The sequence below is a fragment of the Nocardia sp. NPDC058519 genome (assembly GCF_042719755.1).
Lineage (GTDB): Bacteria > Actinomycetota > Actinomycetes > Mycobacteriales > Mycobacteriaceae > Nocardia.
Window position 1 is genome coordinate 12,693 of record NZ_JBHXNK010000003.1, and the last position, 13,363, is coordinate 26,055.

Annotated in this window: 15 protein-coding genes and 1 pseudogene; 11 read left to right on the plus strand and 5 right to left on the minus strand. The window is 68.1% G+C overall.

The genetic code is table 11. The annotated features are described in order from the left end of the window. Positions 1-3: 3 nt before the first annotated feature. Positions 4-1,179 (minus strand): lipase family protein, encoded by a 1,176-nt coding sequence (locus ACFWPK_RS04520; RefSeq protein WP_378913170.1) that lies wholly within the window; start codon positions 1,177-1,179, stop codon positions 4-6. Positions 1,180-1,355: 176 nt separating this feature from the next. Here ACFWPK_RS04520 and ACFWPK_RS04525 point away from each other — a divergent pair, with 176 nt between their 5' ends. The 4 genes from ACFWPK_RS04525 to ACFWPK_RS04540 all read left to right on the plus strand — a co-directional run bounded on the left by ACFWPK_RS04525 (position 1,356) and on the right by ACFWPK_RS04540 (position 3,763). Beyond that, positions 1,356-2,249 (plus strand): ROK family protein, encoded by an 894-nt coding sequence (locus ACFWPK_RS04525; protein ID WP_378913171.1) that lies wholly within the window; start codon positions 1,356-1,358, stop codon positions 2,247-2,249. Between the two features lie 86 nt (positions 2,250-2,335). Further along, positions 2,336-2,512 (plus strand): hypothetical protein, encoded by a 177-nt coding sequence (locus tag ACFWPK_RS04530; protein WP_170112119.1) that lies wholly within the window; start codon positions 2,336-2,338, stop codon positions 2,510-2,512. A gap of 27 nt (positions 2,513-2,539) precedes the next feature. Next, on the plus strand, positions 2,540-3,277 hold the full coding sequence (locus ACFWPK_RS04535) for a phosphoglyceromutase (RefSeq protein ID WP_378913172.1): 738 nt from the start codon (positions 2,540-2,542) through the stop codon (positions 3,275-3,277). A gap of 138 nt (positions 3,278-3,415) precedes the next feature. Then, positions 3,416-3,763 (plus strand): DoxX family protein, encoded by a 348-nt coding sequence (locus tag ACFWPK_RS04540; RefSeq protein WP_378913173.1) that lies wholly within the window; start codon positions 3,416-3,418, stop codon positions 3,761-3,763. A 27-nt stretch (positions 3,764-3,790) separates the two neighbouring features. On the opposite strand, the gene ACFWPK_RS04545 is transcribed toward ACFWPK_RS04540, so the two are convergent. Both ACFWPK_RS04545 and ACFWPK_RS04550 read right to left on the minus strand, forming a co-directional pair. Continuing rightward, on the minus strand, positions 3,791-4,198 hold the full coding sequence (locus ACFWPK_RS04545) for a type II toxin-antitoxin system VapC family toxin (protein ID WP_378913174.1): 408 nt from the start codon (positions 4,196-4,198) through the stop codon (positions 3,791-3,793). Then, a complete protein-coding gene (locus ACFWPK_RS04550; protein ID WP_378913175.1) occupies positions 4,195-4,404 on the minus strand; it encodes a hypothetical protein in 210 nt (69 codons plus the stop codon). The genes ACFWPK_RS04545 and ACFWPK_RS04550 overlap by 4 nt, the downstream gene beginning before the upstream one ends. Positions 4,405-4,503: 99 nt before the next feature. Between ACFWPK_RS04550 and ACFWPK_RS04555 the strand changes: the two genes are divergently transcribed. From ACFWPK_RS04555 to ACFWPK_RS04565, 3 genes are all read left to right on the plus strand, one after another. Beyond that, positions 4,504-4,878, plus strand: coding sequence for a winged helix-turn-helix transcriptional regulator (locus ACFWPK_RS04555; RefSeq protein WP_378913176.1), 375 nt, complete (start codon positions 4,504-4,506; stop codon positions 4,876-4,878). Between the two features lie 130 nt (positions 4,879-5,008). After that, positions 5,009-6,247 carry a cell wall metabolism sensor histidine kinase WalK gene (locus ACFWPK_RS04560; protein ID WP_056816211.1) on the plus strand — a complete coding sequence of 413 codons (1,239 nt, stop codon included), beginning with the start codon at positions 5,009-5,011 and terminating at the stop codon, positions 6,245-6,247. Continuing rightward, a complete protein-coding gene (locus ACFWPK_RS04565) occupies positions 6,244-6,933 on the plus strand; it encodes a response regulator transcription factor (protein WP_056814516.1) in 690 nt (229 codons plus the stop codon). The genes ACFWPK_RS04560 and ACFWPK_RS04565 overlap by 4 nt, the downstream gene beginning before the upstream one ends. Positions 6,934-7,123: 190 nt before the next feature. Here ACFWPK_RS04565 and ACFWPK_RS04570 read toward each other — a convergent pair whose 3' ends face one another. After that, positions 7,124-7,453: a hypothetical protein gene (locus tag ACFWPK_RS04570; RefSeq protein ID WP_378913177.1), complete on the minus strand. Its 330-nt coding sequence runs from the start codon at positions 7,451-7,453 to the stop codon at positions 7,124-7,126. Between the two features lie 70 nt (positions 7,454-7,523). Next, a complete protein-coding gene (locus ACFWPK_RS04575; protein ID WP_378913178.1) occupies positions 7,524-8,402 on the minus strand; it encodes a hypothetical protein in 879 nt (292 codons plus the stop codon). A 65-nt stretch (positions 8,403-8,467) separates the two neighbouring features. Between ACFWPK_RS04575 and ACFWPK_RS04580 the strand changes: the two genes are divergently transcribed. The 4 genes and pseudogenes from ACFWPK_RS04580 (at position 8,468) to ACFWPK_RS04595 (ending at position 13,336) form a co-directional block, all read left to right on the plus strand. Further along, the gene (locus tag ACFWPK_RS04580) at positions 8,468-9,454 is read left to right on the plus strand and encodes a hypothetical protein (RefSeq protein WP_378913179.1); all 987 of its coding nucleotides are present in this window, start codon (positions 8,468-8,470) and stop codon (positions 9,452-9,454) included. A 1,811-nt stretch (positions 9,455-11,265) separates the two neighbouring features. Continuing rightward, a pseudogene (locus ACFWPK_RS04585) lies at positions 11,266-11,484 on the plus strand (hypothetical protein); the annotation flags it as partial. A gap of 16 nt (positions 11,485-11,500) precedes the next feature. Then, the gene (locus tag ACFWPK_RS04590) at positions 11,501-12,385 is read left to right on the plus strand and encodes a sugar phosphate isomerase/epimerase family protein (RefSeq protein ID WP_378913180.1); all 885 of its coding nucleotides are present in this window, start codon (positions 11,501-11,503) and stop codon (positions 12,383-12,385) included. A gap of 84 nt (positions 12,386-12,469) precedes the next feature. After that, positions 12,470-13,336, plus strand: coding sequence for a thioesterase family protein (locus tag ACFWPK_RS04595; RefSeq protein WP_378913181.1), 867 nt, complete (start codon positions 12,470-12,472; stop codon positions 13,334-13,336). The last annotated feature ends 27 nt before the right edge of the window (positions 13,337-13,363 follow it).

Genomic DNA, 13,363 nt, shown 5'->3' on the forward strand with positions numbered 1-13,363 from the left:
AGTTCAGCAGTTGGTCGGGACCGGTTCGTTGCGGAAGCGGGACTCGACGTAGTTCCAGGCATCGGGGAACCCTGCCACGGCGGCGGTCATGTGCTCGGAGATCTCGACCGTGTTCAGCTGCACCGGCGCACCCTGACCGCACCAGCGGGCGATGGTCTCGGCGACCGGGGCGTACGGGGTGAGGATGTCGTACTTGCCCTGCCAGATGTAGGTGGGTGCGGTCGGCGCGCCCTGGAAGTGCACGAGGCTGTTCTCGCGCAGGACGCCACGGGCGACCTGGCTGCCCATCAGTTCCTTGGACGCCGCCATCTGCTCGGCGTTGCGGGTGATGCCGTGGAACAGCAGGAAGCGACGGCAGGCGTCCTTGGTGAATTCACGGAACCACAAGCCGTTTTCGTTGAGGCTGTCCGACACCGGCACCTGGTTGGGGTACTCGCGCTCGATACCCATCGCGGCGGCGAAGGCGAGGCCGAAGCCGGGGTGCGGCGCGAAACCCAGTGCGTCGGCCATCAATTCGAGGTCGGCGGGGATACCGCCCGACACCACGGCCGCGAGCTTCAGCTCCGGCGCGTAGGTGGGCTGCAGCGCGCCTGCCCATGCGGTGGCCATGCCGCCGCCGGAGTAGCCGGCGATCGCGACCGGCGAGTTGCCGACACCGAGCTCGGCGACCTTCTGCACGGCCCGCACGCTGTCGAGGGTGACCATGCCGCTGAGCTTGGCCGCACCGTAGGCCACCGTCGGGCCCAGGTAATCGGGCACCGAGATCGCCCAGCCACGCGCCAGCGGCAGCATGGCGCCGGGCGCGTCCTGCAGCTCGCCGTTGAACAGCGACTGCGAGGGGTTGCAGCGGGTGCCGATGGAGTTGATCAGCGCCTGGTAGGACACCAGCGGCGGATTCTTCACGCCGATCGGCATGAGCACCGTGGTGACGCCCATGATCGCGTTGCCCGCCGAGTTGGTGGAGCGGAACGCGACCTGGTGGCCCTCGGTGCCCGGGTACATCCAGGTGTCGATGTGGCGGGTCCGGACGACGTCACCGGGTGCCAGCGCGGCGATGTCGGCCGGTGCGGTGAAGAACGGATCCGGATCAGGCGTCGGATACAGCGGGTTCGCGCCCGCCGGCGCGGCGAGCAAGCCCACCGATAGCAGACTCAACACCAGTACAGCGATTTTCGACACAGCTTTCCTTCATCAACAGTAGTGCTGCCCAACGAGAACGACCCGACCCGTGTCGAAGTATCTAACGAAAACCTGTGATTTGTACCGACCAGTAGTCAAAGTGTCGCGTGCCACATGCTGTGATGCTTCACATCAAGGGGGTCGGGCGTAGTCCGGCGCGGCAGGTAGGAGTGGTGATGACGGCGCTTGCGCTCGATATCGGGGCGACGAAATTCGCCGCGGGACTTGTGGACCCGCACTACAGGCTGCACGGGGTGCGCCGGGCGGTGGCTGCCTCCGGCGATCCATGGGCGGTGTGCCGGGACCTGCTGGTCGCTGTGACAGGTGACAACGAGGTGAGTGCGGTCGGGATCGGATCGGCCGGGCCGGTCGACGTGCCCGCCGGGGTGATCAGGCCGCTGAATCTGGCGGCGTGGCGCGGCGGGTTCGCGATCGTGGAACAGGTGCGGACGCTGTTCCCGAACGCGGTGGTGCGGTTGGCGATCGACGGTGCGTGCCTGGTGCTGGCCGAACATCGGGTGGGCGGGTTGCGCGGGGTGGACAACGGGCTGGCCTTGACGGTGTCGTCGGGGGTCGGTGGGGGGATCATCGCCGATGGGCGAGTCGTGGTGGGGCGCACGGGAAATGCCGGGCACATCGGGCACATCGTGGTGCCCGGTGACGACACCGCGTGTCCCTGTGGCGGAGTCGGGTGCGTGGAGGCGGTGGCGAGCGGGATGTCGTCGGTGCGCTGGGCGCGGGCGCGTGGCTGGGTGGGCGAGAGCGGGGTGGAGCTCGCCGAGGCGGCGCATCGTGGCGACCCGATCGCGCTCGCGGCCATGGCTCGGGCGGGAACCGCCCTAGGGCAGGCGATCTCGTCTGCTGCCGCGCTGCTGGATGTGGATCGGGTGGTGATCAGCGGTGGGTTCGCGCAGTCGGGGGAGCCGCTGTGGGGGCCGTTGCGTGCGGCCGTCGCCAGGCATGCCCGGCTCGAGTTCATCGGGGGTCTGTCGGTGGAACTGTCGACACTGAGCGAGGGCGCCACGCTGGCCGGCGCGGGAGTGCTCGCGGTCGAAGCTGCCGCGGGCTGAGGCGGGATGGTGACTCTTCAGTCTGTCTGGTAGTGGGCTCGGCGCGTTCGTTCGGCCTGGTCGTCGGCGGGCGTAGCCTCGATGAGGTGGCTGCCGACTACGTGCCGGGCGATGTCGTCCATATTCCGGAGGGTCCGTTCCAAGGGGTGTGCGCCGTAGTGCGCGAAGTCGACTCGGTAGCGTCGCGATTACAGGTCGACGCGCTGGTCAAAGGCGGACCCTACGAGATCGTCATCGGCTTCGACGAGGTGGAGTGGGCCTGACATCGCCGCAATGTCAGAATGGCCCCTATGACCTACACCCTCGTGCTACTGCGCCACGGCGAGAGCGAATGGAACGCCCTCAACCTGTTCACAGGCTGGGTGGACGTGCAACTCACCGACAAGGGCATCGCCGAGGGTAAACGGGCCGGAGAGCTGCTCAAAGAGGCAGGCATCCTGCCCGACGTCGTCTACACCTCGCTGCTGCGCCGCGCGATCAGCACCGCCGACAACGCCCTCGGCACCGCCGACCGGCTGTGGATCCCGGTCGTGCGCGACTGGCGCCTCAACGAGCGCCACTACGGCGATCTGCAGGGCAAGAACAAGGAGCAGGTCCGCGAGCAGTACGGCCAGGAGCAGTTCATGCTGTGGCGCCGCAGCTACGACACCCCGCCGCCGCCGATCCAGCCCGACAACCCGTACAGCCAGGAAAACGACCCGCGCTACGCGGGCATCGAGGTCCCCGAGACCGAGTGCCTGCTCGATGTGGTCAAGCGGATGGTCCCGTACTGGGAAGACACCATCTCCAAGGAACTGCTCACCGGCAAGACCGTTCTGGTCGCCGCGCACGGCAACTCGCTGCGCGCCCTGGTGAAGCACCTCGACGGAATCTCCGACGAGGACATCTCCAGCCTGAACATCCCCACCGGCATTCCGCTGGTCTACGAACTGGACGAGAACATGCACCCGGTGAAGGCCGCTGAGTACCTTGACCCGGCCGCCGCTGCCGCCGGTGCTGCCGCAGTCGCCAATCAGGGCGGCAAGTAACTCCCTTCGCAGCGGCCCCACACCGTCCAACGGTGTGGGGCCGCTGTCGTTTGCCCGGGCGATGTCACACTCGCGGCGGCTGTGTCGTCACCTCGATAGATACCGCGAAAACGCGCGGCTGCCGAAGGAGTTACGCACATGTTCACCGCCTACGTCATCGTTACTGTCGTCGCCGCACTGTGGGTGGGGTTCTCGGCGTTCTCACTGCTGCGCCGGGCACCGTTCGTGGTGGAGCCGCTGGTGGAATACCGCGTCCCGCAGACCTGGTGGACGCCGCTGGGGATCGCCAAGGCCCTCGGGTCGGTGGGGCTGCTGGTGGGGCTGTTCCTGCCGGTGATCGGGGTGATCGCCGCGATCGGGCTGATCCTGTACTTCACCGGTGCGGTGGTGACCGTGCTGCGGGCGCGGTCGTACAAGACGGTGGCGTTCCCGTTGCTGTACCTGGCGCCGGTCGCCGTAGCGCTGGGGCTGGGGATTGCCGCCTGAACGTCCCGGCATGGCCGAGACCGGCGGTCAGGGCACGAGGAGCAGCTGACCAGCCTTCGACCGAACGATGGAGAAGTGCTTGCGGTCCAGGGTTGCCACCGCAGTCACCGGGAATCGTTCCGCCACGGCGACGACGGATGCGTCCACCGTGCCCAGTGGCAGGTCGGCGTACTTGTCGACGAGCTGGCGAATACGATCCAGATCCTCGGCCGAAGTATCGACGACAGTGAACGCGCCCTCGGCCACATCCTGCAGAAACGCCAGCTCGGCGGTTGAGCCGCAGCGTCGTTCCAGCAGGATGGCCGCCTCGGCGAAAACCGGCGCGGGCACCAGCAGTGGGCCGGGAGCATTCGACAGCAGCTCCCTGCACGCGACATGGTGGTTGTCGCGGCTATTGACCAGGGCGACGATCGGACCGGTGTCGACAACGATCACTCGGGCGCACTCCCGTCGAGCTCTTCCCTGACAACGGCCTTGGCGCGCTCACCTAGATCGGGTTCAGCGGACGCGATGCCCGCGCTGTGGAAAGTGCGCCGTCCGGACTTCTGGACGAACTGACGCAGCAGTGCGGCCGCAGCCGATACCTGATCATCGGGCACGGCTTCAGCTAGCTGGAGGAGTTCTTCGTGGCTGGCACGCATATTGGCCAGTGTAGGCATTGTGAGCTGCACCGTCAGCTGCGAATCGGCCGCGCCGCCCCTTCGTCTCGGTCCGTGATGGGCCAGTTCGGGTCCCCCTGCGTGCGATCGGTGCACGAGCCGGTGCGGCATCGGCCTGTCGAGGCCGACAGTTCGGCGCGGATGGCGGTGGATCTGTTCGCGAATTCGTGGCTGCCGGTGCTGGTGTACCTGCTGCGCGATGGTCCGCTACGTCACAGCGAACTTCGCGCGGGTGCGGGCGGGATCAGCCAGAAGATGCTGACGCAGACGTTGCGGCGGATGGAGCGGATGGCGCTCGTACGCAGGCGCCGGTATGCGGAATCGCCACCGCGCGTCGAATACGAACTCACCGAAGTGGGCCGCGATCTGCTCGTTCCGATTTATGCGCTCGGCGCATGGGTCGACCGGCACGGGTCCGCGGTGACCACCGCGATGTACGGCGAACCGCCGGACTGACACGCCCGGCGAAGGTCCAGGTGCCCGCCGGGTGAACGGCAAAAGAACGCCATGCCAAGTGCCTGTGACCTGCGCGAAACTTCGTCGACCCGCCGACGTTATGTCGGTCCGCACTCGTACGATCAATCTTGTGAGTGTTCCGCAGGCAGTGCTGTTGGCAGTCCTCGCGGCTGTCGTCGGGCTGGCAGTCGGGGGCCTGCTGATCCCGTTCGTCAATGCCAGGCAAGCCGCCCGTACCCAGGAAGACACCGGGCTGACCATGTCGCAGGTGCTCGACCTGATCGTGCTCGCGTCCGAATCCGGCATCGCCGTGGTCGACGAATACCGCGATGTGGTGCTCGTGAATCCGCGCGCCGAGGAACTCGGCCTGGTCCGCAACCGGCTGCTCGACGAACGTGCGTGGGCGGCCGTGGAGAAGGTCCTCGCGACCGGCGAATCCGCGGAGTACGACCTCACCGCCAAGAACCCGCTACCCGGTCGCGGCCGGATCGCTGTGCGTGGTGTGGCCCGCAAACTGTCCCGCGAGGAAACCAGCTTCGTCGTGCTGTTCGCCGACGACGATTCCGAGCAGGCCCGCATGGAGGCGACGCGGCGCGACTTCGTCGCCAACGTCAGCCACGAACTCAAGACCCCCGTCGGCGCGATGAGCCTGCTGGCCGAGGCCATGCTGGAATCGGCCGACGATCCCGAGGCCGTGCGCCACTTCGGCTCCCGCGTACTCGGCGAATCGCGGCGCCTTGGCAAGATGGTGACCGAGCTGATCGCGCTGTCGCGCTTGCAGGGCGCCGAGAAACTGCCCGATCTGGCCGTGGTCGACGTCGACACGGTGGTGCAGCAGGCGGTCGACCGCTCGCGCACCGCCGCCGAGGCCGCGGGCATCACCGTCAGCACCGACCGGCCAAGCGGGCTGGAAGTGCTGGGCGACGAAACGTTGCTGGTTACCGCGCTGTCGAATCTGGTGGAGAATGCGATCGCGTATTCACCACAGGGTTCGCACGTGTCGGTGAGCCGGTCGCTGCGCGGCGATCATGTCGCGATGGCGGTCACCGATCGTGGCATCGGGATCGCCAAGGAAGACCAGGAACGGGTGTTCGAGCGGTTCTTCCGCTCCGACAAGGCCCGCTCCCGATCGACCGGCGGCACCGGGCTCGGCTTGGCCATCGTGAAACACGTGGCGGCCAATCACAACGGCGAGATCACCCTGTGGAGCAAACTGGGCACCGGCTCGACGTTCACGCTGCGCATCCCCGCCCATCTGGAAACCGATGGGGACGAGGACGCGGAACAGACGCCGGAGTCCACCACGAGAGAAACCACCGTCCCGCGCACTCTCGCGGGACGAACGAACGGTGTGGAGGCACGCAGATGACGAGTGTGTTGATCGTCGAAGACGAGGATTCGCTGGCCGAGCCGCTGGCGTTCCTGCTTCGCAAGGAAGGCTTCGACGTCACCGTCGTCGGCGACGGCCCGTCCGCGCTGGCCGAATTCGACCGCTCGGGCGCCGATATCGTGCTGCTGGACCTGATGCTGCCCGGCATGAGCGGCACCGACGTGTGCAAGCAGCTGCGCACGCGCAGCGGCGTGCCGGTGATCATGGTGACCGCGCGCGACAGCGAGATCGACAAGGTCGTCGGGCTGGAACTGGGCGCCGACGACTACGTCACCAAGCCGTACTCGGCCCGCGAGCTGATCGCGCGGATCCGGGCCGTGCTGCGCCGCGGCGCCGGTGACGAGCTCGACTCCGGCAGCGAGAACGGCGTGCTCGAGGCCGGACCGGTGCGAATGGATGTGGACCGCCACACCGTGCACGTCAACGGTGGACAGGTCACCCTGCCACTCAAGGAGTTCGACCTGCTCGAATACCTGCTCCGCAACTCCGGCCGCGTCCTCACCCGCGGGCAACTGATCGACCGCGTCTGGGGCGCCGACTACGTGGGCGACACCAAGACCCTCGACGTACACGTCAAGCGCCTGCGCTCGAAGATCGAAGCAGACCCCGCCAAACCAGAACACCTGGTCACTGTGCGAGGCCTCGGCTACAAGCTCGAAGCCTGACACCACCCCCACAACGAAAAGATCCCGCCGGCGCACCGGCGGGATCTTTTCGTTCATAAACGGAATGGCTGATCCAGCAAGAACATGGGTAACTCACCGGGCACGAGCCAACTCAGCTAACGACGCTGCCGCCGACCGCGTGCCCGACTCTCCCCGCACCTAGATCTGGCCAAGAGTCGCGGAGAGGCGGTCAGAGCACGCTCCAGGCGGTGCCGAGGGGGGTTTCGATCTTCTTCAGGGCGACAACTTCCACGCCGTCGAACTGCTTGCAGTCGTAGATCGGCACGTCGGTGCCGTTGCCGCGGCAGCCGATGGGCGAGGAGGTGCCCTTCGTGCTGATGATGATGTATTTGCCGTTCTTGGCGGCGTCGATCGCAGCCGGGTCGCTGTAGTTCACGAAGTCGGCCGTGAAGTCCGCGTACGCGGCCGGGTCACCGTTCGGTTCGGCATTGGCCAGGCCGGTCATGGAGAGGGTCGCGCCGATCGCGAGGGTCGCTGCGTAGATCGCTTTCTTGGACATGAACAGCTATCCAACCCGAGTTCGGTGACGGATGCACGACCTACAGGTGAACCTAATGGTTACGAGGCTTTCACTCCGCGTGATCCGATCTGTGAGATTCGGGATTCATCCGCTCGGCTTCGACCGTCGCCGGATGCACCGCGACCAGGCCGAGGCCCTCGCGTCGACGGCAGTGCTTGGCGAGTTCGTCGTAGGCGGGCGCACCGAGCAGCTCACGTAGTTCCGGGCCGTAGGACTGCCAGACCGGCTTCGCGCCCACGTGGGCGTCGGGGGAGCCGGTGCAGTACCAATCCAGATCCAGGCCGCCGGGGCCCCAGCCGCGCCGGTCGTATTCGGTGACCACGGTGCGCAGGATCTGCACGCCGTCGGGGCGTTCCACCCAATCCTGGGTTCGCCGGATCGGCAGCTGCCAGCACACGTCCGGCTTCACCTCGAGGGGTTCGATGCCCTTGCGTACCGCCATGATGTGCAGCGCGCAGCCGGGGCCCGCCGCGAAACCGGGGCGGTTGAGGAAGATGCAGGCACCGTCGAAGCGGCGGGTGCGCAGGGCCGGTTCGTCCTCGAGTTCGTCGAGTTCGAGGTAACCCTTCTTGACGACCTTGCCGTTCTCGGTGGCCTCGCCCATCAGCTGCCAGTCATCGGGTGTGAGCATCTTCACAGCACCGTTGAGGCGCTTGCGGTCGTCCTTGTCGGCGAGGAAGGCGCCGTGCGAGCAGCAGCCGTCGTCGGGGCGTTCGGCGATGATGCCCTGGCAGGCGGGCGTGCCGAACACACATGTCCAGCGCGACAGCAGCCACGTCAGATCGGCGACGATCTGGTGCTCGTCGTTTGCTGGGTCGGTGAACTCGATCCACTCCCGTGGGAAATCGAGCTCGACCTCCGGGGCCGGATCGATCTTTCGCCCAGGTCGGAGCCCGGTCTCCGCGGTGCCAGATGCGCCTTCGGTCACAACTCTTGACGCTAACAGTTCAGTCGCCTGGCCTGTTGTACCGGATCACCAAGTACCGTATTCGTGTGCGGCTTGGTGTTCTCGATGTCGGAAGCAATACCGTCCACCTGCTCGTGGTGGACGCCCATCGTGGTGGCCACCCGATGCCGATGAGCTCGTCGAAGTCGGCGTTGCGCCTGTCGGAGAGCATGGATTCGATGGGGCGGATCACCGAAGAGGGCGAGGCGCGACTGATCGCGACCATCCTCGAGTTCGCCGATCTGGCCCGCAATTCCAAGTGCGTCGAGCTGATGCCGTTCGCCACCTCGGCCCTGCGTGAGGCGACCAATTCCGAGGAAGTGCTCGCACGGGTCAGGCTCACGACCGGGGTCGATCTGCAGGTGCTCACCGGCGAGGACGAGGCCCGCCTGACGTTCCTCGCGGTGCGCCGCTGGTTCGGCTGGAGCGCGGGGCGGATCATGAATCTCGACATCGGCGGCGGCTCGCTCGAGCTGTCCAACGGTGGTGACGAGGAACCCGATGTGGCGCTGTCGCTGCAACTCGGTGCGGGCAGGCTCACCAGGGAGTGGCTGCGCGACGACCCGCCGGGCAAGCGCAAGATCGCGGTCCTGCGGGACTGGCTCGACGCCGAGTTGGTCGTCCCGTCCAAGACCCTCGTCGAGCCCGGAAAACCCGACCTGGCTGTCGGTACCTCGAAGACATTCCGTTCGCTGGCCCGGCTGACCGGCGCGGCACCCTCGGCCGCGGGCCCACGGGTGCGACGTACACTCACCAGCTCCGGTCTGCGCCAGCTGATCGCGTTCATCTCCCGGATGACCGCCTCGGACCGCGCGGAACTGGAAGGCGTGAGTTCGGACCGGTCCCAGCAATTGGTGGCCGGAGCATTGGTCGCGGAGGCGAGTATGCGGGCGTTGTCGCTCGACAGCATCGAAATCTGCCCATGGGCGCTGCGCGAAGGCCTGATCTTGCGCAAACTGGACTCCGAGCCCAACGGAGGTGGACCGGCCGCGGTACCGCCGGTCACGCCGGTCGTGGAAGTGGAGTCGGCATGAGCAGTGAGGATTCCAAGCAGCTATCGGTCGCCGAGCTGCTAGCTCGCAATGCCGCGCAGGGGGCCGCACCCGCTGCTTCGGGTGGCGGTGGACGACGGCGGCGCAGTGGGCGCGGGCTCTCGGTCAACGATCTGACCGGCGAGAACGCGGCGGTGAAGCCGAACTCGCATGCCGCGCCCGCGCCACCGGCGCCGGAACCGCCACCCGCCTACGTACCACCGCCTGCCTACGCGCCGGAGCCCGCGCCGAGTTACGAACCGCCCGCGAGTTATCAGCCCGCGCCCTACCCGCCGCCCGGTCCGGCCGAACCGGCCTTCTCGCCGATGTCGGGCCCGATCACTCGATTCGACCCCGATGCGGGGTACTCCGCGCCCGATCCACTCGGTCTCGCCGAGCAGCGACCGGCGTCGGATCCGTTCGGGCCGTTCCGGGCCGAAGCCCGCGATGCGGGTTCCCGTGCGGGACGCGGTCCGGGCCGACTCGGCGTGCCAGGGGGTCCCGCACAGCCGGTCGATCCCGGTATCGCCGAGATGTTCGGCTCCGGTGCGCTGCCCGCGGTCGGTGGAGGCAGGCGACATCGGCCGGAAGAGACCGATGTCGCCCCGTATCCCGAGCCGCCGAAGCCGCCGCCGGTAACCGGTGGACGGGCGGCGCGCAGGCGGGCCGCCGAAGCGGCCGAAGCCGCGGAAGAGGCCATGGAGCCGAGCCCGGCGCCACGTCCGGCGTTCGACGCGCCGCTGTACGAGGCGGGCATCGACGCGCCGCAGGCATTCATGGGTCGTCCGGGGCAGTCGCGCGGACTCGACGATCTCCCCGATATCGGCGGTTTCGACAGCCGCACCGGATCGGGTTTCGACGAGCGCCGGGGCGCCTTCGACAGCCGGCCCGCACCGGGGTTCAACGGCAGACCGGGCGAGTCGTTCGACGGTAGGCCCGCGCCGGGCATCAACGGGCGCCAGGGCACTGAGCCGGCGCGAGGTTTCAACGGGTCGGGTCGTAACGGGCTCCCCGAGTCGACGCCGGGTTTCAACGGGCAGCCTCCGGCACCGGGGTTCAACGGGTATCCGCCGAATGCCGACGCCACACAGGCCTACAACCTCGCGCCGGGTGTCGATGCCCCACCGGCACGCGGCGCGGATCAGCGCCCGTCGCTGGATCGCAGGCGGGGGGAGCCGAAGTCCGGTGGGCTGCCGTCGTGGTCGGCGCGCAGGCATCGTCCGGACAAGTCAGCGCCCGCACCGGAGAGCGGTGGGTTCCCGACGGCCGCGTGGTCGCCGGTCAGCCAGGAGCAGCCGCTGGTGTCCGGGCAGTCGGTGGCCGGTGATCTGCTGCGGCAGCGAGCCGATCGTGGCGCCGACGCGCACACCGAGATCGTGCAGCGCGTCGGCGCGAACCAGACCGATGACGAGGACACCGACGACTACGCCGAGTCCGATTACGTCGACCGCGACTACGCCGACAACGACTACTCCGACGCCGACTACGCCGAATCCGATTACGACGACGACGCGGCGTTCGACGATGACGACGACTACGACGACGACTACGAACCGAAGCCGACCAGGGCGAGCAGGCGCGCCGCGACCAAAGCGGCCGCGGCGAAGGTGGCGGGCCGGGCGTCGAAGGTGGCGGACCGCGTCAAGTCGAAGACCGCGGGCCGCCGCGAGTCGCGGGCCGCGAGCCGGCTGTCGGGCAATCGTGCGGGCGGGTCGGTTGCGAGCCGCGCCGCCCGGGTTTCGAGCATGGCGCGCGGCGGTGGCGACAACGACAACCGCCGCCAGTGGATGATCCTGGGTGCGCAGAGCGCGGGCGCGGCGATCGCCGGAATGTTGCTGTTCAAGGGCTTCGAGACGATGTGGGAAACGCTGCCGTGGGTGGCGCTTGCCCTGGCGATGGTGGTGATCCTCGGCCTGGTGGCGCTGGTTCGCATCCTGCGCCGTACCGACGACATCTTCAGCACTGTGATCGCCGTCGTCGTAGGCGTCTTCGTGACGCTCGGACCGCTAGCCTTTCTCCTCAGTACCAGCTGAATACAGGGAGTGGGCTGTGGGGAACGCACGGGCGGACATCGCGATCGGGCTGTCGACGGCCTCGGTGTATCCGGAGAACACGCAGGCGGCGTTCCGTTATGCCGCCGAATTGGGTTACGACGGTGTGGAATTGATGGTCTGGGCCGAGCCGGCCAGCCAGGACATCGCGACCGTGCAGTCCTACGCGAAGCGCTACGGCGTCCCGGTGCTGGCCGTGCACGCGCCGTGTCTGCTGATCTCCCAACGGGTGTGGGGCGCCGACCCGGTAGCCAAGCTGGAACGCAGCGTGCGCACCGCGGAAGCGCTCGGCGCCGACACCGTGGTGGTGCACCCGCCGTTTCGCTGGCAACGCCGCTACGCCAAGGGATTCGCCGATCAGGTCGGAGAGCTCGAGGCCCATCACCCGGTCAAGGTGGCCGTGGAGAACATGTTCCCGATGCGGGCCGACACCCTGTTCCGCGACGGTGCCGTGCGCAGGCTGGAACGTCGCGCGGGCCCCGGACGTGCGGTGAGCGCGTTCAGCCCCTCCTACGATCCGACCGATACCGGCTTCGACCACTACACCCTCGACCTCTCGCACACCGCCACCGCGGGCGCCGACGCGCTCGAGCTGGCGCGCCGGATGGGGGAGGGCCTGGTCCACCTGCACCTGGCCGACGGGCGCGGCGCCGCGCACGACGAGCACCTGGTACCCGGCGACGGCACCCAGCCGTGCGCGCAACTGTGTGAACATCTGATCGACACCGGTTTCCGCGGCCACGCGGTCGCCGAGATCAACACCCAGAATGCGCGAACCACCGCCGAACGCTCCGCGCAGCTGGCGCGCACCCTCGAGTTCGCGCGCCGCCACCTCACCGGCGCGACGCCGGACCCCCAGCCCCGCCACGCCGACCTGCCGTGACTCGCGCGCACAGCGCGGAATAGTTGCGGCTCGAGTGTGCTTGTACGCTGTACGAATTGCTGTGCCCCTCGACCAGGAGTGACGATGACGCGAGAACTCGCGACCGACGCGCCGTTCAGCCAGGTCCTCGACCTGACCGAGCTCACCACCACCGATGCCGAGACCGGCCGCTACGCCGGCGTCATCGCGCCCACCTGGACCATCGGTCCCAAGGTGCACGGCGGCACCATGGTCGCGGCCACCGCCGCCGCGGCGACCCGCTGGCTCACCGAGGCCGACGAATCCATCGCCCGGATGGCGCCCATCGCGGCCAGCACCGACTTCCTCGGCGCCCCCGACCCCGGCGAGGTCGAATACGCGGTGCGCATCCGCAAGAAGGGCCGCCAGATCTGCCTGGCCGACGTCGATCTGATCCAGAACGGCCGCACCCTCGTCCGGACCGCGTTCACCTTCGGCCACCTCGACTCCGCGGAAACCCGCTGGAGCGGTCCCGATACCGACATGCCCGCCGAGCCGAGCGATCAGGCCTTCCGGTACACCGCCGATTCGCCGATGGGCAAGATCGTGCACGTCAGCCAGGGCGCCCACATGGTGATCGACTCCACCTGGGGTGAATTCCTGCGCGGCGAGACCGGCCCGCCCCGGTTGCGGCTGTGGATCCGCCCGTTCGACGGCGACGAATCCGATCCGCGGGCGCGCGCCGCCTTCGCGATGATGGCCGCCGACATCAGCCCGCCCGTCCCGATGAACCTCGGCCACTTCGGCTGGTCGCCGACGGTCCAGATGACCACCTACCTGCGCCGCATCCCCGCGCCCGGTTGGCTGCGCGTCATCGCGACCGCCCGTGAGGTCGGTGAGCGGATGTTCGACGAGGACCACCTGGTGATCGACTCCACCGGTGCCGTCGTCGCCCAGAGTCGCCAGCTGGCCCTGATCCCGGCGGCACGCTGAGGCCACCGGGCCAACTAACCTTGTCCG

Coding starts and splice junctions, on each gene's coding strand:
- ACFWPK_RS04525 (WP_378913171.1), top strand. CDS start 1,356: ATGACGGCGCTTGCGCTCGATATCGGGGCGACGAAATTCGCCGCGGGA.
- ACFWPK_RS04535 (WP_378913172.1), top strand. CDS start 2,540: ATGACCTACACCCTCGTGCTACTGCGCCACGGCGAGAGCGAATGGAAC.
- ACFWPK_RS04540 (WP_378913173.1), top strand. CDS start 3,416: ATGTTCACCGCCTACGTCATCGTTACTGTCGTCGCCGCACTGTGGGTG.
- ACFWPK_RS04550 (WP_378913175.1), bottom strand. CDS start 4,404: ATGCGTGCCAGCCACGAAGAACTCCTCCAGCTAGCTGAAGCCGTGCCC.
- ACFWPK_RS04565 (WP_056814516.1), top strand. CDS start 6,244: ATGACGAGTGTGTTGATCGTCGAAGACGAGGATTCGCTGGCCGAGCCG.
- ACFWPK_RS04570 (WP_378913177.1), bottom strand. CDS start 7,453: ATGTCCAAGAAAGCGATCTACGCAGCGACCCTCGCGATCGGCGCGACC.
- ACFWPK_RS04595 (WP_378913181.1), top strand. CDS start 12,470: ATGACGCGAGAACTCGCGACCGACGCGCCGTTCAGCCAGGTCCTCGAC.